The sequence below is a fragment of the Herbidospora cretacea genome (genome assembly GCF_001570605.1).
GTDB lineage: Bacteria > Actinomycetota > Actinomycetes > Streptosporangiales > Streptosporangiaceae > Herbidospora > Herbidospora cretacea.
The window spans coordinates 148,551-169,140 of sequence record NZ_BBXG01000018.1; the positions used below are offsets into that span (position 1 = coordinate 148,551).

The 20,590-nt window shown below is 69.7% G+C and carries 16 protein-coding genes and 1 pseudogene; 8 read left to right on the top strand and 9 right to left on the bottom strand.

Translation table 11 applies throughout. The features are described from left to right. Window positions 1-4: 4 nt before the first annotated feature. Window positions 5-934, bottom strand: coding sequence for an alpha/beta fold hydrolase (locus AW270_RS29060; protein WP_061299307.1), 930 nt, complete (start codon window positions 932-934; stop codon window positions 5-7). A 132-nt stretch (window positions 935-1,066) separates the two neighbouring features. On the opposite strand from AW270_RS29060, the gene glgX reads away from it, so the two are divergent. The 4 genes and pseudogenes from glgX (at window position 1,067) to AW270_RS29080 (ending at window position 8,215) form a co-directional block, all read left to right on the top strand. Further along, window positions 1,067-3,163 (top strand): glycogen debranching protein GlgX, encoded by a 2,097-nt coding sequence (gene glgX / locus AW270_RS29065; RefSeq protein ID WP_061299336.1) that lies wholly within the window; start codon window positions 1,067-1,069, stop codon window positions 3,161-3,163. A 38-nt stretch (window positions 3,164-3,201) separates the two neighbouring features. Beyond that, window positions 3,202-5,382: a malto-oligosyltrehalose synthase gene (gene treY / locus AW270_RS29070; RefSeq protein WP_063819377.1), complete on the top strand. Its 2,181-nt coding sequence runs from the start codon at window positions 3,202-3,204 to the stop codon at window positions 5,380-5,382. A gap of 3 nt (window positions 5,383-5,385) precedes the next feature. Continuing rightward, complete coding sequence (treZ, locus tag AW270_RS29075) at window positions 5,386-7,068, top strand: malto-oligosyltrehalose trehalohydrolase (protein ID WP_061299308.1); 1,683 nt, start codon at window positions 5,386-5,388, stop codon at window positions 7,066-7,068. 65 nt (window positions 7,069-7,133) lie between these two features. Beyond that, window positions 7,134-8,215 (top strand): annotated as a pseudogene (locus AW270_RS29080) (RNA-guided endonuclease InsQ/TnpB family protein). Between the two features lie 22 nt (window positions 8,216-8,237). Here the strand turns inward: AW270_RS29080 and AW270_RS29085 are convergent. The 4 genes from AW270_RS29085 to AW270_RS29100 form a co-directional block, all read right to left on the bottom strand. Beyond that, window positions 8,238-10,031 (bottom strand): alkyl/aryl-sulfatase, encoded by a 1,794-nt coding sequence (locus tag AW270_RS29085; protein WP_061299309.1) that lies wholly within the window; start codon window positions 10,029-10,031, stop codon window positions 8,238-8,240. Between the two features lie 38 nt (window positions 10,032-10,069). After that, the gene (locus tag AW270_RS29090) at window positions 10,070-11,008 is read right to left on the bottom strand and encodes a YbgA family protein (RefSeq protein WP_061299310.1); all 939 of its coding nucleotides are present in this window, start codon (window positions 11,006-11,008) and stop codon (window positions 10,070-10,072) included. Beyond that, entirely contained in the window at window positions 11,005-11,493 is a 489-nt protein-coding gene (locus AW270_RS29095; protein WP_061299311.1) for an RNA polymerase sigma factor, read from the bottom strand. The genes AW270_RS29090 and AW270_RS29095 overlap by 4 nt, the downstream gene beginning before the upstream one ends. Before the next feature lie 84 nt (window positions 11,494-11,577). Continuing rightward, a complete protein-coding gene (locus AW270_RS29100) occupies window positions 11,578-12,498 on the bottom strand; it encodes a MerR family transcriptional regulator (protein WP_061299312.1) in 921 nt (306 codons plus the stop codon). An 84-nt stretch (window positions 12,499-12,582) separates the two neighbouring features. Here AW270_RS29100 and AW270_RS29105 point away from each other — a divergent pair, with 84 nt between their 5' ends. From AW270_RS29105 to AW270_RS29120, 4 genes are all read left to right on the top strand, one after another. Continuing rightward, a complete protein-coding gene (locus AW270_RS29105) occupies window positions 12,583-13,836 on the top strand; it encodes a cryptochrome/photolyase family protein (protein WP_061299313.1) in 1,254 nt (417 codons plus the stop codon). Window positions 13,837-13,908: 72 nt separating this feature from the next. Then, window positions 13,909-15,057 carry an inorganic phosphate transporter gene (locus AW270_RS29110; RefSeq protein ID WP_061299314.1) on the top strand — a complete coding sequence of 383 codons (1,149 nt, stop codon included), beginning with the start codon at window positions 13,909-13,911 and terminating at the stop codon, window positions 15,055-15,057. Beyond that, window positions 15,054-15,257, top strand: coding sequence for a hypothetical protein (locus tag AW270_RS41515; RefSeq protein ID WP_061299315.1), 204 nt, complete (start codon window positions 15,054-15,056; stop codon window positions 15,255-15,257). Before AW270_RS29110 ends, AW270_RS41515 begins: the two co-directional genes overlap by 4 nt. Window positions 15,258-15,299: 42 nt before the next feature. Beyond that, complete coding sequence (locus AW270_RS29120; protein WP_061299316.1) at window positions 15,300-15,839, top strand: MOSC domain-containing protein; 540 nt, start codon at window positions 15,300-15,302, stop codon at window positions 15,837-15,839. Between the two features lie 11 nt (window positions 15,840-15,850). Here AW270_RS29120 and AW270_RS29125 read toward each other — a convergent pair whose 3' ends face one another. The 4 genes from AW270_RS29125 to AW270_RS29140 all read right to left on the bottom strand — a co-directional run bounded on the left by AW270_RS29125 (window position 15,851) and on the right by AW270_RS29140 (window position 20,500). Continuing rightward, the gene (locus AW270_RS29125) at window positions 15,851-16,186 is read right to left on the bottom strand and encodes a hypothetical protein (protein ID WP_061299317.1); all 336 of its coding nucleotides are present in this window, start codon (window positions 16,184-16,186) and stop codon (window positions 15,851-15,853) included. 106 nt (window positions 16,187-16,292) lie between these two features. Then, window positions 16,293-16,970 carry a uracil-DNA glycosylase gene (locus AW270_RS29130; protein ID WP_061299318.1) on the bottom strand — a complete coding sequence of 226 codons (678 nt, stop codon included), beginning with the start codon at window positions 16,968-16,970 and terminating at the stop codon, window positions 16,293-16,295. Between the two features lie 11 nt (window positions 16,971-16,981). Beyond that, window positions 16,982-18,688 (bottom strand): maltose alpha-D-glucosyltransferase, encoded by a 1,707-nt coding sequence (treS, locus tag AW270_RS29135; RefSeq protein ID WP_061299319.1) that lies wholly within the window; start codon window positions 18,686-18,688, stop codon window positions 16,982-16,984. Between the two features lie 153 nt (window positions 18,689-18,841). Next, window positions 18,842-20,500 carry an asparagine synthetase B family protein gene (locus AW270_RS29140; protein ID WP_061299320.1) on the bottom strand — a complete coding sequence of 553 codons (1,659 nt, stop codon included), beginning with the start codon at window positions 20,498-20,500 and terminating at the stop codon, window positions 18,842-18,844. Window positions 20,501-20,590: the final 90 nt, after the last annotated feature.

Sequence of the window (20,590 nt, forward strand, 5' to 3'; positions counted from 1 at the left end):
GGGGTCAGGTGCCGCTGGAGGTCTCCGGGGGGAAGGTGTGGCCGGTGCGGAGGAAGTCGCGCCACTTCTCCTGGTCGTACTTCTGGGGGTGGGTGGACTTGATGAACTCGACCACGGTGTCGACGAAGCGTTCCGGCTGGTCGTGGTGGGGGAAGTGGCCGGTGCGGGGGAAGACGCACAGGCGGCTGCCGGGCATGGCGTGGTGGGCCACGGTCGCGTGGGTCGCGGGGATGACCGTGTCGTTGGCGCCCCAGATGATCAGGGTGGGCATGCCCGCCGTGAGGTAGCAGCGGTCGAGCATGGTGATGACCTGGCCGCGCATGTCGACCCCGGCCCGCAGCGTCCGCAGGAAGGCCTGCCGGGCGGTCATCGAGGTCAGCCCCTGGTAGCGGGCCAGGACGTGGTCGAAGTCGGGGCCCATCCGCAGACCCCGGCGCAGGAGGGGCGCGGCCAGGCGTACCAGCCCCTGGACGGGGGCCGAGGTGGCGAGCGCGAGGCCGGTCTCGGCGGCGAGGGGGCCGCTGGCCAGCCGCAACAGGGGATGGACCTCGCGGCCGACGCCGCCGCTGCTGACCAGGACCAGCCGTTCGCAGCGTTCGGGGAACTGGTAGGCGAACTGCATGGCGATGCCGCCGCCGAGGGAGTGGCCGACCACGGTCACCTCGTCGACGCCCAGGACGCCCAGCAGGTCGCGCATGCCGCAGGCGTAGGCCGCGACGCCGTAGTCGGCCCGCGGCTTGTCCGAGTCGCCGTGTCCCAGCAGGTCGGGTGCTATCACGGTGTGGTGCTCGGCCAGCATCGACATCACGGGTTTCCACGTCTCGGAGCTGTCCGCGATGCCGTGGATCAGCAGCAAGGGCGGGCCGCCACCGGCAATCCGGTAGGCCCGCCTGTACCCGTGAACGTCGAGGTGGCGCACCTCGGTACTGTCCATACGAGAGTGTTCTGCCAGGTTGTTGCCCCTTTGTAACGCGTCCGTTTCCCGAAGAAGCCGAGGTTTTCCCGGCCCGTGGGACTAACTCGCGATATGCGGGCAAAGAGAGTTCCCGCGATGGAGCATATGAAGATGCGAGAGATCTGGCCGGGGGATCCTTATCCGCTCGGCGCGACATATGACGGCGCGGGCACCAACTTCGCGCTCTTCTCCGAGGTCGCCGACAAGGTGGACCTCTGCCTGTTCGACGACGAGGGCAACGAGGAGCCGGTGACCCTGTCCGAGGTGGAGGGCCATGTCTGGCACTGCTACCTCCCCGGCATCCAACCCGGCCAGCGGTACGGCTACCGCGTCCACGGCCCCTACGACCCCAAACAGGGGCAGCGCTGCAACCCGCGCAAGCTGCTCATCGACCCCTACGCCAAGGCCATCGAAGGCGCGGTGACCTGGGACCAGGCGGTCTACGGGTACACCTTCGGCGACCCGGCCAGCCGAGACGACAGCGACTCGGCCCCCTACGTGCCGCGGAGCGTGGTGATCAACCCGTTCTTCGGCTGGGGCCACGACCGGCCGCCGCAGACTCCCTACCACGACACGGTGATCTACGAGGCCCACGTCAGGGGCCTGACGATCCAGCATCCGGGCGTCCCCGACCGGATCAAGGGCAGCTACGCCGCCATCGGCCACCCGGCCATCATCGACCACCTGACCTCGCTCGGGGTCACCGCGATCGAGCTGATGCCGATCCACCAGTTCGTCACCGACCACATCCTGGAGAAGCGCGGGCTCTCCAACTACTGGGGCTACAACACCATCGGCTTCTTCGCCCCCCACAACGCCTACTCCTCCTCGGGTCAGCGGGGCGGGCAGGTGCTGGAGTTCAAGGCCATGGTGAAGGCCCTGCACGAGGCCGGCATCGAGGTCATCCTCGACGTCGTCTACAACCACACGGCCGAGGGCAACCACCTCGGGCCGACGCTGAGCATGCGGGGCATCGACAACGCCAACTACTACCGGCTGGTCGAGAGCGACAACCGCTACTACATGGACACCACGGGCACCGGCAACAGCCTGCTCATGAGGTCGCCGCACGCGCTTCAGCTGATCATGGACTCGCTGCGCTACTGGGTCACCGAGATGCACGTCGACGGGTTCCGCTTCGACCTCGCGTCGTCGCTGGCCCGCGAGCTGCACGACGTCGACCGGCTGAGCGCCTTCTTCGACCTGGTCCAGCAGGACCCGGTGCTGTCGCAGGTCAAGCTGATCGCCGAGCCGTGGGATGTCGGCCCCGGCGGCTACCAGGTCGGCAACTTCCCGGCCCGCTGGACCGAGTGGAACGGGCAGTACCGCGACACCATCCGCGACGTCTGGCGCGGCGAGCCCGCCCGGCTGCCCGAGTTCGCCTCGCGGCTCACCGGGTCGAGCGACCTCTACCAGCTCGACTCCCGCCGCCCGGCGGCCTCGATCAACTTCGTCACGTGCCACGACGGGTTCACGCTTGAGGACCTGGTCTCGTACAACGACAAGCACAACGAGGCCAACGGCGAGGAGAACCGCGACGGCGCGAACGACAACCGGTCGTGGAACTGCGGGGTCGAGGGCCCCGCGACCGGCCCGGTCGCGCAGCTGCGCGAGCAGCAGAAGCGCAACTTCCTGGCCACGCTGTTCCTGTCGCAGGGCGTGCCGATGCTCTCGCACGGCGACGAGCTGGGCCGCACGCAGGGCGGCAACAACAACGCCTACTGCCAGGACAACGAGATCGCCTGGGTCGACTGGACCGAGAACTGGCTGTTCCTCGACTTCACCCGCCGGGTCTCCAAGCTGCGCCGGGAACACCCCGTCTTCCGGCGTCGCAGGTTCTTCTACGGCCGTCCGGTGCGCGGCTCCGGCGACTCCCTGTCCGACATCGTCTGGCTGACCCCGGCCGGGACCCAGATGGAGGATCAGGACTGGAACAACGGCTACGCCAAGGCGCTGGCGGTGTTCCTGAACGGCGAGGCCATCACCGAGCCCGACAGCCGGGGGCGGCGGATCGTCGACGACTCGTTCCTGCTGCTCTTCAACGCCCACTACGAGGCGATCGAGTTCACCATCCCCAACGACTACGGCGAGATGTGGGAGACCGAACTCGACACCGCCATGCCCATCGCGACCGGCACGCGGATGTGCCGGGCCGGGGAGGCGGTGCCCGTCGCGGGACGGTCCGTGCGGGTTCTGCGTCGCTTGTGACGTTTCTGCACTCTGAGGAGCGGGGTAAGGGGCCCATCGTGACGTCGACCTACCGTGTCCAGCTCACGCCCGAATTCGGCTTCGCGGAGCTGCTGGAGCTGACCGGTTACCTGCGCGACCTCGGCGTCGGCGGCCTCTACCTGTCGCCGACGCTCCAGGCGGTCGGCGCCTCGCAGCACGGCTACGACGTCACCGACCACTCGCGCGTCCGCGCCGAGTTCGGCGGCGTCAAGGGGCTGCGGGCGCTGGCCGGGCTGGGCTTCACCATCGTCGCCGACATCGTGCCCAACCACATGACGGTGCCGGTGCCCGAGTCGGAGAACGCCCAGCTCTGGTCGGTTCTCCAGCTCGGTCCCGAGTCGCCGTACGCGGCCTGGTTCGACCTCACCTTCCCGGTCACGCTGCCGGTGCTGGGCGACGACCCGCAGTTCACCGTCGACGGCGAGGTGCTGCGCTACTTCGACCACGAGTTCCCGCTCAGACCCGGCACCTCGGGCCTCCCGCTGCCCGAACTGCTGGCGGCGCAGCACTACCGCCTCGCGCCGTGGACAGAACCGCCGGGCTACCGGCGGTTCTTCGACGTCTCGTCGCTGATCGGCCTCCGGGTCGAGGACAACGAGGTGTTCGAGGCGACCCACCGGGTCACTCTCGACCTGATCGACGAAGGGGTGATCGACGGCCTGCGGGTCGACCACCCCGACGGTCTGGCCGACCCGCGCGGCTACCTGCGGCGGCTGCGTCAGTTCACCGACGTGCCCGTCTGGGTGGAGAAGATCGTCATCGGCCGCGAGCGCCTTCCCGCCGACTGGCCCTGCGAGGGGACCACCGGCTACGAGGCGCTCAACGCCATCACCCGTCTCTTCGTCGACCCGGCCGGCGAGGAGAAACTGATCAAGACCTTCACCCAGCGCACCGGCGTCTCCGCCGACTACGACGCGGTCCGCTACGAGGCGAAGAAGCACGTCCTGTCGCTGTTCTTCCAGGGCGAGGTCGACCGGCTGGAGAGCGCCCTCGGCGAACCGGGCCTGCGCGACGCGCTGGTCGAGATGCTGGCCGCGATGCCGGTCTACCGGGCCTATGTGAACCCGGGCGAACCCCCCTCGGCCGAGGCGGTCAGGATCATCGAGACCGCCGCCGCCGAGGCTTGCCGCCGCACCGACCCCGGCGCCGTCGCCCGGGTGGCACACCAGGTCCTGTACGGCCCCGACGAGGCCGTCACCCGCTTCCAGCAGACGTGCGGGCCGGTCATGGCGAAGGGCGTGGAGGACACCGCCCTCTACCGCTGGTTCCCACTGGCCTGCCTCAACGAGGTCGGCGGCGAACCCGACCACTTCGCGGTCACCCCGGAGGAGTTCCACGCCTTCTGCGCCGTGATGACCCCGACGACCATGACCACCCTGTCGACCCACGACACCAAGCGCTCGGAGGACGTGCGGGCGCGGCTGGCCGTCCTGTCGGAGATCCCCGACGTGTGGGCCGACGCGGTCGAGTCGTGGAGCGGCCAGGTCAGGTTCGACCCGGCCCTCGACTACCTGGCCTGGCAGTCGCTCATGGCGGCCTGGCCGATCGACGTCGACAGGTTCACGAACTACCTGCTCAAGGCCGCCCGCGAGGCCAAGACGGCGATCTCGTGGATCCAGCCCAGCCCGGCCTACGAGGCCGGGCTGCGCGACTTCGCCCGCAAGGCCGTCGAGGTCTGCGGGTTCTCGGTGGCCTCCTTCACCGCCGTGGTCGACCGGTACGCCCGCGCCAACTCCCTGGGCCAGAAGGTCGTCCAGATGCTGATGCCGGGGTTCCCGGACCTCTACCAGGGCAACGAGACCACCGACTTCTCCCTCGTCGACCCCGACAACCGGCGGCCCGTCGACTACGCGGCCCGCCGGGCCCTCCTCGACGACCCCGACGACACCTGGGACGGGCAGAAACTCCAGGCCGTGACCGCCTGCCTACGTGTGCGGAAGCGGTTTACGTCGAATGAGTCCTATGTGCCGATCGAGGCCGGCCGTAACGCCATCGCCTTCGCGCGCGGTGACAAGGCGGTGGCCGTGGCGACGCGGCTGCCCGCCGCCCTGGAGCGGCGCGGCGGGTTCGGCGGCGACACGGTCATGTTGCCGCCCGGCCGATGGAGGTGCCTGCTGACCGGGACGGAACACACCGGCCGGGTGCCCCTGGCCCACCTGCTCTCCCGTTTCCCCGTCGCCGTACTGGAAGGCAGCTGAAGCATGTTCGAGGTGTGGGCCCCCACGGCGGAACGGGTCGAGATAGAGATCGACGGCGCCCGCCGCGACCTGACGGCCGACGGCGAGTGGTGGCGCGGACCGGTCCTGCCCCACGGCGCCGACTACACCCTCTACGTCGACGGCGAGGGCCCCTTCCCCGACCCGCGCACCCTCCGCCAGCCCTTCGGCGTCGAGGGACCCAGCCGGTCCTACCACCACGACCACTTCCTGTGGGGCGACCAGAACTGGCGCGGCCGGGACCTGCGCGGCGCGGTCGTCTACGAGCTCCACATCGGCACGTTCACCCCCGGCGGCACCTTCGAGGCCGCCGTCGCCAAGCTCGACCACCTCATCGACCTGGGCGTCGACTTCATCGAGATCATGCCGGTGGCGCCCGTACCCGGGAAGCGGAACTGGGGCTACGACGGCGTCGACCTGTTCGCGGTGCGGGAGGACTACGGCGGCCCCGACGGGCTGAAGACCCTCGTCGACGCCTGCCACCGCAACGGCATCGGCGTCATCCTCGACGTCGTCTACAACCACCTGGGCCCGTCGGGCAACTACCTGAGCAAGTTCGGGCCGTATTTACACGACTACAAGGGCTCCTACTGGGGTGACGCGGTCAACCTCGACGGACCGCGCTCCGACGAGGTGCGGCGTTATTTCCTCGACAACGCCCTCCAGTGGCTGCGCGACTACCACATCGACGGTCTGCGGCTCGACGCCGTGCACGCCCTGCACGACAAAAGAGCCGTCCACTTCCTGGAGGAACTCGCCGTCGAGGTCGAGCTGCTGTCGGCCATCCAGGGCCGCCCGCTGACGCTGATCGCCGAGTCAGACCTCAACGACCCCGGCCTGGTCACCCGCTTCGGCCTGCACGCCACCTGGAACGACGACGTCCACCACGCCGTCCACGCCAACGTCACCGGCGAGGTCCACGCCTACTACGCCGACTTCGAGGGCCCCGCCTCGCTGGCCAAGGTGCTGACCTCGGCCTACTTCCACGACGGCTCGTTCTCGTCGTTCCGGGGGCGCTCCCACGGCCGCCCCGCGACCGGGCTGCCGGGGTGGCGGTTCGTGGTGTGCGCGCAGAACCACGACCAGATCGGCAACCGCCCGGCCGGCGACCGGATGACCGTCGACCAGCTGTGGGTCGCGTCGGGGCTCGTGCTGACCTCGCCCTTTACTCCGATGCTGTTCATGGGCGAGGAATGGGGCGCCTCGACGCCGTTCTATTTCTTCACCGACCATTTCGACCCGGCCCTTTCCTCGACCGAGGGAGAACGCCGGGAAAAGGAGTTCGTCGATTTCGGATACGACTGGAAGGCGCCCGATCCGCAGGACGAGGCCACCTTCCAGAGATCGAAACTCGACTGGGCCGAGAACACCGAGGAGGAACACGCCGCGCTGCTGGGCTGGTACCGCGACCTGATCGCCCTCCGCAAGTCCCACCCCGACCTGGCCGACCCGCGCTTCGAACTGGTCAAGGTCGACTACGACGCCGACCGCCACTGGGTGGTGATCGAACGCGGCTCGATCCGCATCGCGGCGAACCTGGGCGAGACCTCGGTCCCGGTCCGGGTCCCCGGGGGCCACGTCCTGCTCGCCTCCGACGAGGCGATCACCCTGACCGGCCCGGACCTCTACCTGCCGCCGCTGTCCCTGGCCGTCATCCAGGTCTCTTGAGAACCTGGGGCTACAACAGTCGAACTGGTATTCGACTGGTAGTCGTTGCGGATAAATTGCCGAGCGTGGCGCAGATCGTGAAGCGGAGCTACAGGTATCGCTTCTATCCGACCTCCCGGCAGGCTGAGGAGCTCACCCGGACATTCGGCTGCGTACCGCGCTGACGGAGTGGAAGCGCACCGAGGAACTGGGTTTTCTCAACGAGGTTTCCTCTGTGCCGTTGCAGCAGGCCTTGCGGCATCTGCAGGCGGCGTTCACGAATTTCTTCGCCAAACGGGCCGGATACCCAGTGTTCAGGTCCCGCAAGGGTTCGCGGGCGTCGGCCGAGTACACCAGGTCGGCATTCCGCTGGCGTGAGGGCAGGCTGACTCTGGCCAAGATTGACGGCCCGCTGGACATCGTGTGGTCGCGTCCTCTTCCCGAGGGTGCGGATCCGTCCACGGTCACCGTCTCCAGGGATGCAGCGGGACGCTGGCACGTGTCCATCCGGGTGGAGGAGAAGATCGCTCCGCTGCCCCAAGTCGAGGCCATGATCGGGCTGGATGCGGGAGTCGCCGCCCTTGCGTCGCTGTCCACCGGGGAGAAGATCCCCAACCCCAAGTACGAGCAGGTCGACCGGAGAAAGCTCGCCAGGGCCCTTCGCGCCATGGCCCGTAAGGCGAGGGGCAGCAGCAACCGAGAAAAGGCGAGACGGGTCGTCGCCCGGATCCATTCGCGCATCGCCGATCGGCGACGCGATCATCTGCACAAGGTCACGACACGGCTTGTCCGCGAGAACCAAGTGATCGTCGTGGAAGACCTGGCTGTCCGGAACATGGTGAAGAACCGTTCCCTGGCCCGCGCCGTCTCGGATGCGAGCTGGCGTGAGATGCGCTCCATGTTGACGTACAAAGCGGCTTGGTACGGGCGGGACCTGCTGGTCGTCGACCGCTGGTTGCCCTCCAGCAAGCTGTGCTCGGCCTGCGGTGCCGTGGCGGCCGCGATGCCGCTCAGCGTCCGTGACTGGGTCTGCGTTTGCGGCGCGAGCCACGACCGGGACGTCAACGCGGCCAAGAACATCCTCGCCGCAGGGCTTGCGGAGAGGCTAAACGCCTGCGGAGCCGGTGTAAGACCCGAAGAGGTTCCTCTGGCGGGTGACCGGTCGTGAAGCAGGAACCTCCATGGGGATGTCAACCAGGTGTGACGACGGCGAAGCCCGGGTCGGGGTCGTCGAGGAGTCCGAGCAGCCGGGTCAGGGTTCCCGGGTCGCCCTCGTGGTCGCCCGGGGGCCGGCCCTTCAGCAGGCCGAGGAACTCCGGTTTGCTCAGGCGGAGCCGCAGGTCCGCGGGGCCGCCCGGGCCGATGATGAGGGCGCCGTTGGACAGGACGGTGCGGCGGTGCTCGCCGGTGTCGGTGAGGTTCCAGTCGATCGACAGGGTCTCGTTCCACGCCTTCGGGCCGTTCACCCGGATCGCGACCGCGTCGAGCAGCTGGTCGAGGGTGAGCGCGGTCAGCACGTCGGGGGCGGCGGTGTCGGCGCCCGACGGGAAGGTGTGCCGGGCGGTGAGTTCGAGGGCGGCGGTCAGGTAGAAGTTGCGCCAGACGCCGTTCTCGGCGTGCTGGCCGAGGCGGGTGTAGACCTCGGTGAGCCTGCGGCGGGCCTCGGCGTGCGAGGGGGCGGCGAAGACGGCGTGGTTGAGCAGGGTGGCGGCGAACCTGAGGTCGCCGTCCTGGATGTAGCGGGTGGCCATGGCGACGGTGGCCGAGGGGCCGCCGAGGCATTCGACGTAGCGTCGCGACTGCTCGACCGGCGGGTGTTCCCACAGGTGGGCGGGGTTGCCGTCGAACCAGCCGAGGTAGCGCTGGTAGATCGCCTTGACGTTGTGGCTGACCGAGCCGTAGTAGCCGCGGGTGCTCCAGGTGGTCTCCAGGCCGGGCGGGAGCTCCATCCGTTCGGCGATCTCCGTGGCGGTGAGGCCCTGGTTGATCATGCGCAGGGTCTGGTCGTGGAGGTAGGCGTACAGATCCCGCTGGTCCTGGACGAGCCGGGTGATCCGCTCGCGGCCCCAGGTCGGCCAGTGGTGGGAGGCGAAGGCGACGTCGGCGTGCGGGACGAACAGGTCGAGGACCTGGTTGAGGTAGCGGGACCACATCCGGGCGTCCCGGACCTGGGCGCCGCGCAGGGTGCCGAGGTTGTGCTGGGTGTGGGTGGCGTTCTCGGCCAGGCACAGGGCGCGCAGGTCGGGGAGCAGCAGGTTCATCTCGGCCGGGGCCTCGGTGCCGGGGGTGAGCTGGAAGACGATCCGGACGCCGTCGACGGTCTCGAGCTGGCCCGTGGACGTGACGTCGACGGTCGGGGGGAGCAGGCTGACCGTGCCCTGCGAGGTGGTCAGGCCGAGGCCGCAGCCGATCTGGCCCTCGGGGGAGACGGGGAGGGCCATGCCGTACATGTAGACGCCGCGGCGGACCATGGCGGTGCCGGCGTAGACGTTCTCGGCGACGGCGTGCTCCAGGAAACCGGCCGGGGCGATGATCGGGATGTCCCGGCCGTCGGTGACGCCGCGCACGCCGCCGTAGTGGTCGACGTGGGAGTGGGTGTAGATCACGCCGGTGACGGGGCGGTCGCCGCGATGGCCCCGGTAGAGCCTGAGGGCCGCTTCGGCGCACTCGGTGGAGAGCAGCGGGTCGATGACGACGACGCCGCGCTCGCCCTCGACGAGGGTCATGTTCGACAGGTCGAGGCCGCGCACCTGCCAGACGCCCTCGGTCACCTCGTAGAGACCCTGCTTGGCGCACAGCCTGCTCTGCCGCCACAGGCTCGGGTCGGCCGAGGCGGGGGTCTCCTGCTCCAGGAATCGGTAGGCGTCGGCGTTCCAGACGATCCGGCCGTCGGCCGACCTGATCAGCGCCGGATCGAGGCGGGCGGCGAATCCCCGGTCGGCGTCGGCGAAGTCGGTCTGGTCGTGGAAGGGAAGGTCGGCCATGAAAGCGGTCGTTCCCTGCCAAAAGTAACGCTACGGGTCTAATTCGGTACGTGGTTGCGCAGCCTCAGCTCCGTCGGGAACGGCGCGAAGAACGTCTGGTCCTGGACGTAGGCGGCCGCCTCCCCCTTCGCGTGGTGCAGCAGCAGGGTCATCGGCACGGTGAGGGCCACCTGGTGCCCCTGGTAGGCGTCGATGATCTCCACCAGGTCGGCCCTGCGGGCGTCGTCGAGGGCGTGGCCGACCATGCCGAGGCAGTGGTGCAGCGCGTTGACGTTGCGGCCGATCGAGGCCTTGCGCGACAGGGCGCTCTGGAAGGCGACCGTGTAGTCGCGCTCCAGCTCCTCGCGGGGCGCGCTGCCCGCCCGGGCGACCACCCGTCCGGCGGCCCGGTAGCCCTCGGGGTCGTGGGCGAGCAGCTGCATCTTGTGGCGTGAGTGGAAGGCGACCAGGTCGCGCGGCTTCCAGTCGGCCTCGAACAGGGTGCGCAGCCGGGCGTGCGCGAAGATCCGCTCGACGAACTGCTCGCGGAGCACGGCGTCGTTGAGGCGGCCCTCGTCCTCGACGGGGAGCAGCGGGTAGGCGTCGATGACCCGCTGGGCGAAGACGCCCTTGACGCGGCGGGCGGGATGGTCGTTGTCGTACACGGGGATGCCGTGGATCCCGCACGACGGGCTCTTGGACTTGAAGACGTAGCCGTCGACCTCAAGGGTGGCGATGCGCCGGTCGGCGACCTCGCGCATGGTCGCGGTCAGGTCGACGCGGCTCTTGCGGAGCATCAGGCGCTCGCCGTGCTCGCCCTCCTCCAGGCGGAGGGTCTCGCGCGGGGTGCCCAGGCCGGCCTCGACCTCGGGGCAGAACGGCACCCAGTCGACGTGTTCGTCGAGCTCCCCGGCGAGGAAGCGGTCACGGCTGTGGCCGCCGTTGAACCGCACCGGCTCACCGATGAGACAGCTGGAGACGCCTACGCGTGGTTTCATGCGGCCTCGGTCAGAACGGAGTTGAGTTTGTGCAGGGCCCGCGCGGTGCGCGCCTTGACCGTGCCCAGCGGCACGTCGAGGCGTTCGGCGATCTCGCGCTGGGTCAGGTCGCCGTAGTAGGCCAGCGTGATCGCCTCGCGCTGCACGTCGGGCAGGTGGCGCAGCGCCCGGCGGACCTGGTCGCGGTCGTCGAGGCGGCGGGCCTGGTCGGCGTGGTCGCTCGGCTCGGGCACCACGTCGAGCGGCACGGTCGCCGGCTGGCGGGCCCGCAGGTAGTCGATGGCCCGGTTCCTGGCGATGCCGAGGACCCAGCCCTCCAGGCTGCGGCTCGGGTCGTAGCGGCCTCGCGACCGCCACACCTCGCCGAACACGATCTGGAGCACGTCCTCCACGTCCTGCTGCGGCACGAAGTGCCGGAGATAGCCGCGGACCAGCGGCGCGTGGCTCCGGTAGCACTCCGTCACCGTGATCTCGTCGCCGTCCATGAGACCTCCCCGATCTGGAACTTACTCAAAACCTATTCACTCTCGGGCGTGAGGCGCAAGTGGTTCGACGGGAATATGCCCTGCTCAGCGCAGGACAGCGCAGATCGACGTGATGGCGTCGTCAAGAGATCGCAGGTGGACGACCCCTTCAGGAAGATCACTCCACCCCGGACCGCCCGCCATGACGACCGAGGCGGGGCGCAGCCGGGGCAGCGTGGCCAGCGGCGCCGGGTCGCCGGTGCCCGGCTGCTGCGACCACAGGAACACCACGGCCGGGTTGAGCCGCCGCATGGCGTCGACCAGGGCGTCGTAGGGCATCCGCGCCCCCATCACCCGGCACTCCACCCGGTGGTGGACGGTCAGCGCGGCGGCCAGCGCGAACAGCGGCAGGCTGTGCTGCTCCTCCTCGGCGCAGGCCAGCAGGACCGGCCTCGGGTGGATCGGCGCGGCCGGCCGTTCGACCAGAGGGGCCAGGGTGGCCAGCACCCGTTCGGAGAACAGGTGCTCGATGTCGATTCCGGCGCCCGACTCGGCCTGCCGCCGGGAGATCGCGGCGAAGACCGGGACGACCAGGTGGTTCCAGGTGGCCGCGACCCCCTGGTCGCGCAGCCAGGTCTCCAGGGCGGCGGTGACGAACCACGAGTCGAGGGCCAGGGCGGCGCGGGCGACCCGGGAGGCCGAGTAGACCGGCTCCTCCCAGCCCGAGTGCTGGACGGGCGGGCCGTCGGGCTCCGCCCGTTCGGGCGCGGGGGCGCGCTGGGCCACGACGAGGATCCGCAGTGCCGCCTCCGCCGCCTCGGCGGCCGGTGCGCCCGACCGGACCAGGCGGTGCATCTCCTCGATCCGCTGCACGTCGAGCTCGGTGTAGCGCCGGTGCCCCCCGGCCGTCCGCAGGCTCGGGCCCAGGCCGTAGCGCTGGTCCCAGGTGCGGAGAGTGGGCGCGGGAAGGCCGAACCGGCGGGCCACCGCACCGATGCCGTAACTCGGGGCCTGCTGTTCCGGCACGTCCCGTCACCTCCTCACCCGTGCTTTCGGGGGCGGTCGTCGATCGGATGCAACCGGTCACTGGGCGTTGGCGAAGGTACGTGCGTGCCGGACACCATCATTGTCCTCTTCAACAGGGACCTGCGGATCACCGATCACCCCGCTCTGCACCAGGCGTGCCAGGACGCCAGGCAGGTCGTGCCGCTGTTCGTGATCGACTCGGTCATCCGGCCCCGCGCCCGCGCCGGGTTCCTCATCGAGTGCCTCACCGACCTGCGCGAATCCCTCCGGGAGAGGGGCGCCGACCTGGTCGTCCGGCGCGGCGACGTGGTGGCCGAGACGATGCGGATCGCGGCCGAGACCGGGGCCACGGCGATCTACACCAGCCGCGACGTGAGCGCCTTCGCCCGCCGCCGGGAGGAGCGCTTCCGGCGCGAGCGCATCGAGCTGCGCACCTTCCCCGGCATCACCATCGTCCCGCCCGACCAGCTCAAGCCCGCCACCGGGACCCACTACAAGGTCTTCACGCCCTACTTCCGGGCCTGGTCGGACATCCAGTGGCGGCCGATCGCCGAGACCCCCGCGACGATCGCGATGCCCGAGGTGAAAGCCGGCGACATCCCGACGGCCCGGCGCAGGCCCCACCTGCCCGGCGGCGAACGCGAGGTCCGCCGCCGCCTCGACCTGTGGCTGCGCCACTGCCTGCGCGACTACGCCGAGGGCCACGACGACCTGGCCGGCGACCACACCTCCCGGCTCAGCCCTTATCTGCGCTTCGGCTGCGTCTCGCCGCTGGAGCTGGCCGTCCGCGCCGGGGCGTCGGAGGAGTTCGTCCGCCAGCTCTGCTGGCGCGACTTCTACGCCCAGGTCGCGCTCGCCTTCCCCAACCTGCCGCGCGACGACTACCGGCCCGGCCGGGGCGGCTGGCACCAGGACAAGGAGGCCGAGGACGCCTGGCGCGAGGGCATGACCGGCGTGCCGATCGTCGACGCCGGGATGCGCCAGCTGCTCGCCGAGAACTGGATGCACAACCGGGCCCGCATGATCGTCGCCTCGTTCCTGACCAAGACGCTGCGCCTCGACTGGCGCGTGGGGGCCGAGCACTTCGAGGAACTGCTGCTCGACGCGGACATCCCGAACAACTACGGCAACTGGCAGTGGGTCGCCGGGACCGGCAACGACACCCGGCCCAACCGGGTGCTCAACCCGGTGCGCCAGGCCAAGCGGTTCGACAAGGACGGCGAGTACATCCGCCGCTACGTGCCCGAGCTGGAACACGTGCCGACGGCCACGCTGCACGAGCCCTGGCGGGCCCCGTCACCGATCCTCGGCTACACCTCGCCGATCTGGCGAAGTTAACCCCGAATGAATAATCGGTCATTGACCTATTCGGAGGTATAGAGCGGGCACTCGTGCCTAATGTGTGAGGGTATGACTGCTGACCTGGTTCTGCTGATCGTGGTCGTGCTGACGGCGCTGTCGTTCGACTTCACCAACGGGTTCCACGACACCGCCAACGCCATGGCGACGTCCATCGCCACCGGGGCGCTGAGGCCCAAAGTCGCGGTGGCGCTGTCGGCGATCCTCAACTTCGTCGGCGCCTTCCTGTCGCTCAAAGTGGCGGCGACCATCGCCAACGGCATCGTCGACAGCGGCGCCATCACCCTCACCGTGGTCTTCGCCGGACTGGTCGGCGGTCTCGCCTGGAACCTGGTGACCTGGTACTACGGCATCCCGTCGAGCTCCTCGCACGCCCTGATCGGCGGCGTCGTCGGCGCCACCCTGCTGGCGTCGGGCGTCAAGGCGGTCAAAGGGGAGGGACTGGTCTCCCACGTCATCATCCCGGCCGTCCTGGCCCCGATCGCCGCCATCGTGGTCGCCACGATCGGCACCTACCTGGTGTACGTGCTGACCCGGAAGGTCGCCGAGAACACCCGGGCCAGGGGCTTCAGGATCGGCCAGATCGGCTCGGCCTCGCTGGTGTCGCTCGCCCACGGCACCAACGATGCCCAGAAGACGATGGGCATCATCACCCTCGCCCTGATCGCCAACGGCACCATCACCAAGAACTCCGGCACCCCCTTCTGGGTGATCCTGTGCAGCGCCACCGCCATCGCGGCCGGCACCTACATCGGCGGATGGCGCGTCATCCGGACCCTCGGCAAGGGCCTGACCGACATCGAGACCCCGCAGGGCTTCGCGGCCGAGACGTCGTCGGCGACGGTCATCCTGACCTCGACCCACTTCGGCTTCCCGCTCTCCACCACCCAGGTTTGCACGGGCTCCGTCATCGGCGCCGGCCTCGGCAAGCGGCTGGCCGAGGTCCGCTGGGGCGTCGCGGCCCGCATGGGCGTCGCCTGGCTGATCACCCTGCCCGCCGCCGCCTTCGTCGGCGCCGTCGCCTTCGGCGCGGCCCAGCTCATCGGCGGGACCCTGGGCGTCATCGTGGTCTTCGTCGCGGCCGTCGTCTTCGCCGCCCTGCTCTACCTGGCCTCCCGCAAGACGGCCGTCAACGCCGGGAACGTCAACGACGAGTGGGTCGGGCGGGGCGTGCCCAGCCGGGTGGGGACCCCGGTATGAACGACTACGTCGACCTCGCCGCGCTCTGGCGCGTCATGGTGGCGGCCCTGGTCGGCGGCGTCGGCATCGCCGCCCTGTTCTCGGTCGGCCTCGTCGGCATCTCCTCGGGCCGCGTCGCCGCCAGGATCGCGGGCGGGGCCTGCTTCGTCCTCGTGATCGCGGGGGTCCTGCTGGGTGTGTACGTCATGCTCGACAAATAGGCTCACGCCTAGCACACCGGACAATCAGGGGAGGAGAACCGCGTGGCCCTCGTCGAAGCGGTCAGCAGGTCGGCGGAGTACACCTTCACCAAGCCCAATCAGGGCGTCATCACGCTGGTCGCCGGGCTCGGCGTCGAAGGAGACGCCCACTACGGCGAGAAGGTCCGGCACCGCAGCCGGGTCGCCCGCACCCCCGACGCCCCCAACCTGCGCCAGGTCCACCTCATCCACGCCGAACTGTTCGAGGAACTGGCCCGGAACGGCTTCACCGTGACGCCCGGCCAGATCGGCGAGAACGTCACCACCAGGGGCGTCGACCTCCTCGGCCTGCCCACCGGCACCCTGCTGCGCATCGGGCCCGAGGCCGTGGTGGAGGTGACCGGGCTGCGCAACCCGTGTGCCCAGATCGACGGCTTCCGGCACGGCCTGCTGAAGGAGGTGCTCGACCGCGACGAGAACGGCGAGCTGGTCAGGAAGGCCGGGATCATGAGCGTCGTGCTCAAGGGCGGCGAGATCCGCCCGGGTGACGCCATCGAGGTGACCCTGCCCGACGGGCCCCATCGGAAGCTGGAGCCCGTCTGACAGGAGACGGCTCACGCGTGGTCGTGGTCGTGCTCGTCTTCCTCGTCCTCCAGGGAGCCGTCGGACGGCTCGACACCCAGCATGGCCTCACGCGGCTCGACCTCGTCGATGTGCTCGACGAGGCTGAGGACGTGGTCGGGCTCGATCAGCCACTGGAGGGCGGCGGCGCCGGTCTCGTCGGCGTTCACCAGGTCGATCTGCTCCTGGCGCTCCGACTCCTCGAGGTCGGCCTCCGGGTTGCGGATCTCCTTCAGCGCGGCGGCCTGGAGCGCGCCCACATCGGTGACTTCCACCACGAGATCGACCGTGAGGCGAAGATAGCGTGCGGCATCCGTAACGTCGGTCATGAGTACTCCTTGAGGTCTTTTAGAACAAACGCACGACGCGTGACTGATCGTACGCCATGAGTAACGGACGGCGCGGATGTCAAGCGGCGCCCGCCCGGCGAGCAGACTAAGGGAGCTTCCAGTCGACCGGAGCCGCGCCCTGCCGCTCCAGCAGCTCGTTGGCCCGGCTGAAGGGCTTGGAGCCGAAGAACCCGTTCCGGGCCGACAGCGGGCTCGGGTGGGCCGACTCGATGCACGGGACCTGGCCCAGCAGGGGGCGCAGCTTGCGGGCGTGGGCGCCCCACAGGATGGCCACCAGCGGGCCGCCGCGCTCGGCGAGGGCGCGGATGGCCTGTTCGGTGACCACCTCCCAGCCCTTGCCCGCGTGGGAGGCGGGGGCGCCGGGGGCCACGGTCAGCACCCGGTTGAGGAGCAGGACCCCGTTCTCGGTCCACGGGGTGAGGTCGCCGTTGGAGGGCTTGGGCAGCCCCAAGTCGTCCATCAGCTCGGTGTAGATGTTGCGGAGGCTTCCGGGGATCGGCTTGACGTCGGCCGCCACCGAGAAGCTCAGCCCGATCGGGTGCCCCGGGGTCGGATAGGGGTCCTGACCCATGATGAGCACCCGCACGTCGGCGAGCGGCTGCTTGAACGCCCGCAGGACGTTCTCCCCGGCGGGGAGGTACTTCCTGCCTTCCGCGATCTCATTCCGAAGGAAGTCGCCCATCTCGGCGATCTTGCCTGCCACCGGTTCGAGGGCCTTCGCCCAGCCCGGTTCAACTAGCTCGTTTAAGGGAGCGCCTGCCATGCCGCGAAAGCCTAGTCCTCCCGGTCAGTGAGCGAGAACCAGAAGAAGCCGTGGGAGGGCAGCGTCAGCAGGTAGGGCAGGTCGCCGATCACCGGGAACGGCACCCCGCCCCGGCACTCGACCGGCCGCATGCCGGTGAAACGGCGCAGGTCGAGCTCGACCGGCTGGGGGTGCCGGGACATGTTGTTGACGCACAGCACCCGGTCGTCGCCGTCCTCGCGGAGGAAGGCCAGGATGGCGGGGTTGTGCGACCAGAGCTCGATGTACTCGCCGGTGCCGAACACGGGGTGCTCGCGCCGGATCTGAAGCATCCGCCGGGTGAAGTGGAGCAGCGAGGAGGGGCTCTTGAGCTGGGCCTCGACGTTGACGGCCTGGTAGCCGTAGATCGGGTCCATCACGGTCGGCAGGTAGAGGCGGCCCGGGTCGGCCTTGGAGAAGCCGGCGTTGCGGTCGGGGCTCCACTGCATGGGGGTCCGGACGGCGTCGCGGTCCTCCAGCCAGATGTTGTCGCCCATGCCGATCTCGTCGCCGTAGTACATGACGGGGGAGCCGGGCATCGACAGCAGCAGCGCGGTGAACAGCTCGATCTGGTCGCGGTCGTTCTCCAGCAGGGGGGCCAGCCGGCGCCGGATGCCGAGGTAGGCGCGCATGCGCGGGTCCTTGGCGTATTCGGCGTGCATGTAGTCGCGCTCTTCCTCGGTGACCGTCTCGAGGGTGAGCTCGTCGTGGTTGCGCAGGAAGATGCCCCACTGGGCCGTCTCGGGCAGCTTCGGGGTGCGCGACATGATCTCGGAGATCGGCTCGCGCGACTCGCGCCGGACGGCCATGAAGATGCGCGGCATCAGCGGGAAGTGGAAGGCCATGTGGCACTCGTCGCCGCCGACCGACGGGTCGCCGAAGTATTCGACGACGTCCTCGGGCCAGCCGTTGGCCTCGGCCAGCAGCACGCGGTCGGGGTAGAGGCGGTCGACCTCGGCGCGGACCCGCTTGAGGTAGGCGTGGGTCTCCGGCAGGCCGGAGCACTGGGTGCCCTCGCGCTCGAACAGGTAGGGGACGGCGTCGAGCCGGAAGCCGTCGACGCCGAGGTCCAGCCAGAAGCGCAGGACCTCCAGCATCGCCTCCTGCACGGCCGGGTTGTCGTAGTTGAGGTCGGGCTGGTGGTGGAAGAAGCGGTGCCAGTAGTACTGGCCCCGGACCGGGTCGTAGGTCCAGTTCGACTCTTCGGCGCCGACGAAGATGATCGGCACGCCCTCGTACGTCGCGGGGTCGTCGGTCCAGACGTAGAAGTCGCCGTAGGGGCCCGTGGGGTCGTGGCGGGAGGCCTGGAACCAGGGGTGGCGGTCGCTGGTGTGGTTCATCACCAGGTCGGTGATGACGCGCAGGCCGCGCTCGTGGGCCGCCTCGATCATCGCCACGAAGTCGGACAGGTCGCCGAACTCCGGGAGGATCTTGAGGTAGTCGGAGATGTCGTAGCCGCCGTCGCGGAGCGGGGACTCGTACAGGGGAAGGAGCCACAGGCAGTCGACGCCGAGCCACTGAAGGTAGTCGAGCTTGCCGACCAGGCCGCGCAGATCGCCGGTCCCGTCGCCGTTGGAATCGTGGAAGCCGCGGACGAGGATCTCGTAGAAGACGGCCTTCTTGTACCAGGCGGGGTCCTGTACTTCGAATTCCTCGATCGGCTCTGACACGGGTTCGGGGCAGGGCGCAGCCGCAGTCATCAGACCTCGCTCCACGGAGAAGAAAATGGGGTATGTCCGCAGCTCAGCGCGGCCTTCCGCAGAAGGTACCACCCGGTAGCCCCTGACAAAGAACGGTTACGTAGCCCTTACTTCGGGCTTTCCGCCGGTTGTCGGCCGGTCGCTCCCCGTGACCTAACGAGAGCTCCACGGAGGGGTGAGATCGCCCAGGACCTCGTCGTAGTCGGTGAGCCAGGAGCCGAAGAGCACCAGCCCGCGCAGCCAGAACCGGGAGTTCCACGACCCGAACGCGGCCAGCGCGTCGGGCCCGCCCTCGACCACTTCGGCCATCTGGGGCGAGAGCAGCCCGGGGACCCGGGCGACCCTCTTGAGCATCGTGTGGTTCCACTCGCGGGCCCAGGCCGCGCCCGAGCGCAGCGGCACCCGGCGGTGCGGCAGCCCGCCGTTGGTCGACGGGAGCGAGGCGACCTTCGGGTTGGCGGCCCAAAGGATCTCCCGGTAGAACCGGCCGCCCTCCTTGCGGCCGACCGGCACCGACAGCGCGGCGTCGAAGAAGCCGGGGTGCAGGAACGGGAAGACCGGGGTGGCCTCGGGGCCGACGAGGTTGACGGGGGAGCGGGCGATGCCCCGGGCGGTCCGGGTGTGCAGGACGCTGAGGGCCAGCTCGCTGCGGTGGCCGTTGAGCATCGAGGTGGCCTGGGCGAAGGTCTTCTCCACCACGTCGTCCATCCAGGCCAGCGCGCCCTCGCCGAGCACGGGCAGGTGGGCGGGGCCGGTCGTCATCGACTTCAGCAGCGCCTGACGCCGCTCCAGCGGGGTGGTGGCCGCGGCGGCGGCCGACATCAGGAAGTTCTTCATCAGCGGGCCGCCGGCCAGGCCGTCGACCACAGGCCGGCCGGCCTCGTGGACGGCGCGGGCGAACGGCGAGTACCAGGCGTGGTGGCTGGTCAGGTACTCCAGCCGCCGGGCGGCCCAGCGCGCCTCGGCGGGGAAGTCGGCGGCGTTCTGCGGGATGATCCGGTGGGGGATGCCCAGCTCGCGGGTGACCGCGACGGCGAAGTCGATGTCGTTGTCGAGGCCGTCGTCGGGGCTGGTCGTCCACGACACGACGTCCTTGCCCTGCGCCACGGCCACGCTGGCCAGCAGCCGCGAGTCGTAGCCGCCGCTCACGGGCACGAGCACCTGCTCGTACGGCTTCAGCGACTCGTGCAGCAGGCTGACGATGTCGTGGGCGGTGACCCCGTGGTCGAACGGCTCCTCGCGCACCCACCGGGGGGCCCGCTTGTCGACCGACAGCCGGTGGGTGTCCCGCGACCACGACAGGGCGGTCGCGCCGGGAAGGCGCCTGACCTCGGCGTAGGGGGTGTCCTCCAGCAGCGGGTAGGTGAGCTTGAGGATCGCCGCCCAGGCGTTCCAGTTCACCGTGTGAGGCCTGCGCGCCAGGGCGAGCAGCGGCTCGATCAGGCCGGAGAAGTAGACCGCGTCGCCGTCGGTCAGGTAGTAGATGTCGATCAGGCCGAACGCGCCGGTGTGGAGGGTGACCGAGGCGGGCTCGTCGATGAAGCCGGGGGCCTCGTAGTGTTCGGCCACGTGGAGCCAGTCGCCGCCCGCGATGGGGGTGCGGTCACCCCACGAGAAGGCGGCCATGGTGGGCGAGGAGTCGTACATGGTGAGCGGCCCGGACGACAGCACGGCGGCGTCGCGGGTCACATAGGCGGTCTCCACCACGGGTCCCGAGCGCGCCAGCAGGTCGAGCCGCTCCTGGGAGAACGGCCCGAAGGCGCCACAGACGTATGGCCTGGCCCGGAACGACGGCCACTCTCCCTTGCGCACCTGCGGTCCCTCCCCGATCGATGGTTTCCGACGAGTTTACGGACGTCAGGTGGACTCTTGGTGCCTTAATGACGGTTTCCATGCAGGTAG

What these genes read in the sequence shown, in the direction of transcription:
- AW270_RS29060 (WP_061299307.1), bottom strand. Translation starts at nt 934, where the DNA reads ATGGACAGTACCGAGGTGCGCCACCTCGACGTTCACGGGTACAGGCGG.
- glgX (WP_061299336.1), top strand. Translation starts at nt 1,067, where the DNA reads ATGCGAGAGATCTGGCCGGGGGATCCTTATCCGCTCGGCGCGACATAT.
- treZ (WP_061299308.1), top strand. Translation starts at nt 5,386, where the DNA reads ATGTTCGAGGTGTGGGCCCCCACGGCGGAACGGGTCGAGATAGAGATC.
- AW270_RS29085 (WP_061299309.1), bottom strand. Translation starts at nt 10,031, where the DNA reads ATGGCCGACCTTCCCTTCCACGACCAGACCGACTTCGCCGACGCCGAC.
- AW270_RS29090 (WP_061299310.1), bottom strand. Translation starts at nt 11,008, where the DNA reads ATGAAACCACGCGTAGGCGTCTCCAGCTGTCTCATCGGTGAGCCGGTG.
- AW270_RS29095 (WP_061299311.1), bottom strand. Translation starts at nt 11,493, where the DNA reads ATGGACGGCGACGAGATCACGGTGACGGAGTGCTACCGGAGCCACGCG.
- AW270_RS29110 (WP_061299314.1), top strand. Translation starts at nt 13,909, where the DNA reads ATGACTGCTGACCTGGTTCTGCTGATCGTGGTCGTGCTGACGGCGCTG.
- AW270_RS41515 (WP_061299315.1), top strand. Translation starts at nt 15,054, where the DNA reads ATGAACGACTACGTCGACCTCGCCGCGCTCTGGCGCGTCATGGTGGCG.
- AW270_RS29125 (WP_061299317.1), bottom strand. Translation starts at nt 16,186, where the DNA reads ATGACCGACGTTACGGATGCCGCACGCTATCTTCGCCTCACGGTCGAT.
- AW270_RS29130 (WP_061299318.1), bottom strand. Translation starts at nt 16,970, where the DNA reads ATGGCAGGCGCTCCCTTAAACGAGCTAGTTGAACCGGGCTGGGCGAAG.
- treS (WP_061299319.1), bottom strand. Translation starts at nt 18,688, where the DNA reads ATGACTGCGGCTGCGCCCTGCCCCGAACCCGTGTCAGAGCCGATCGAG.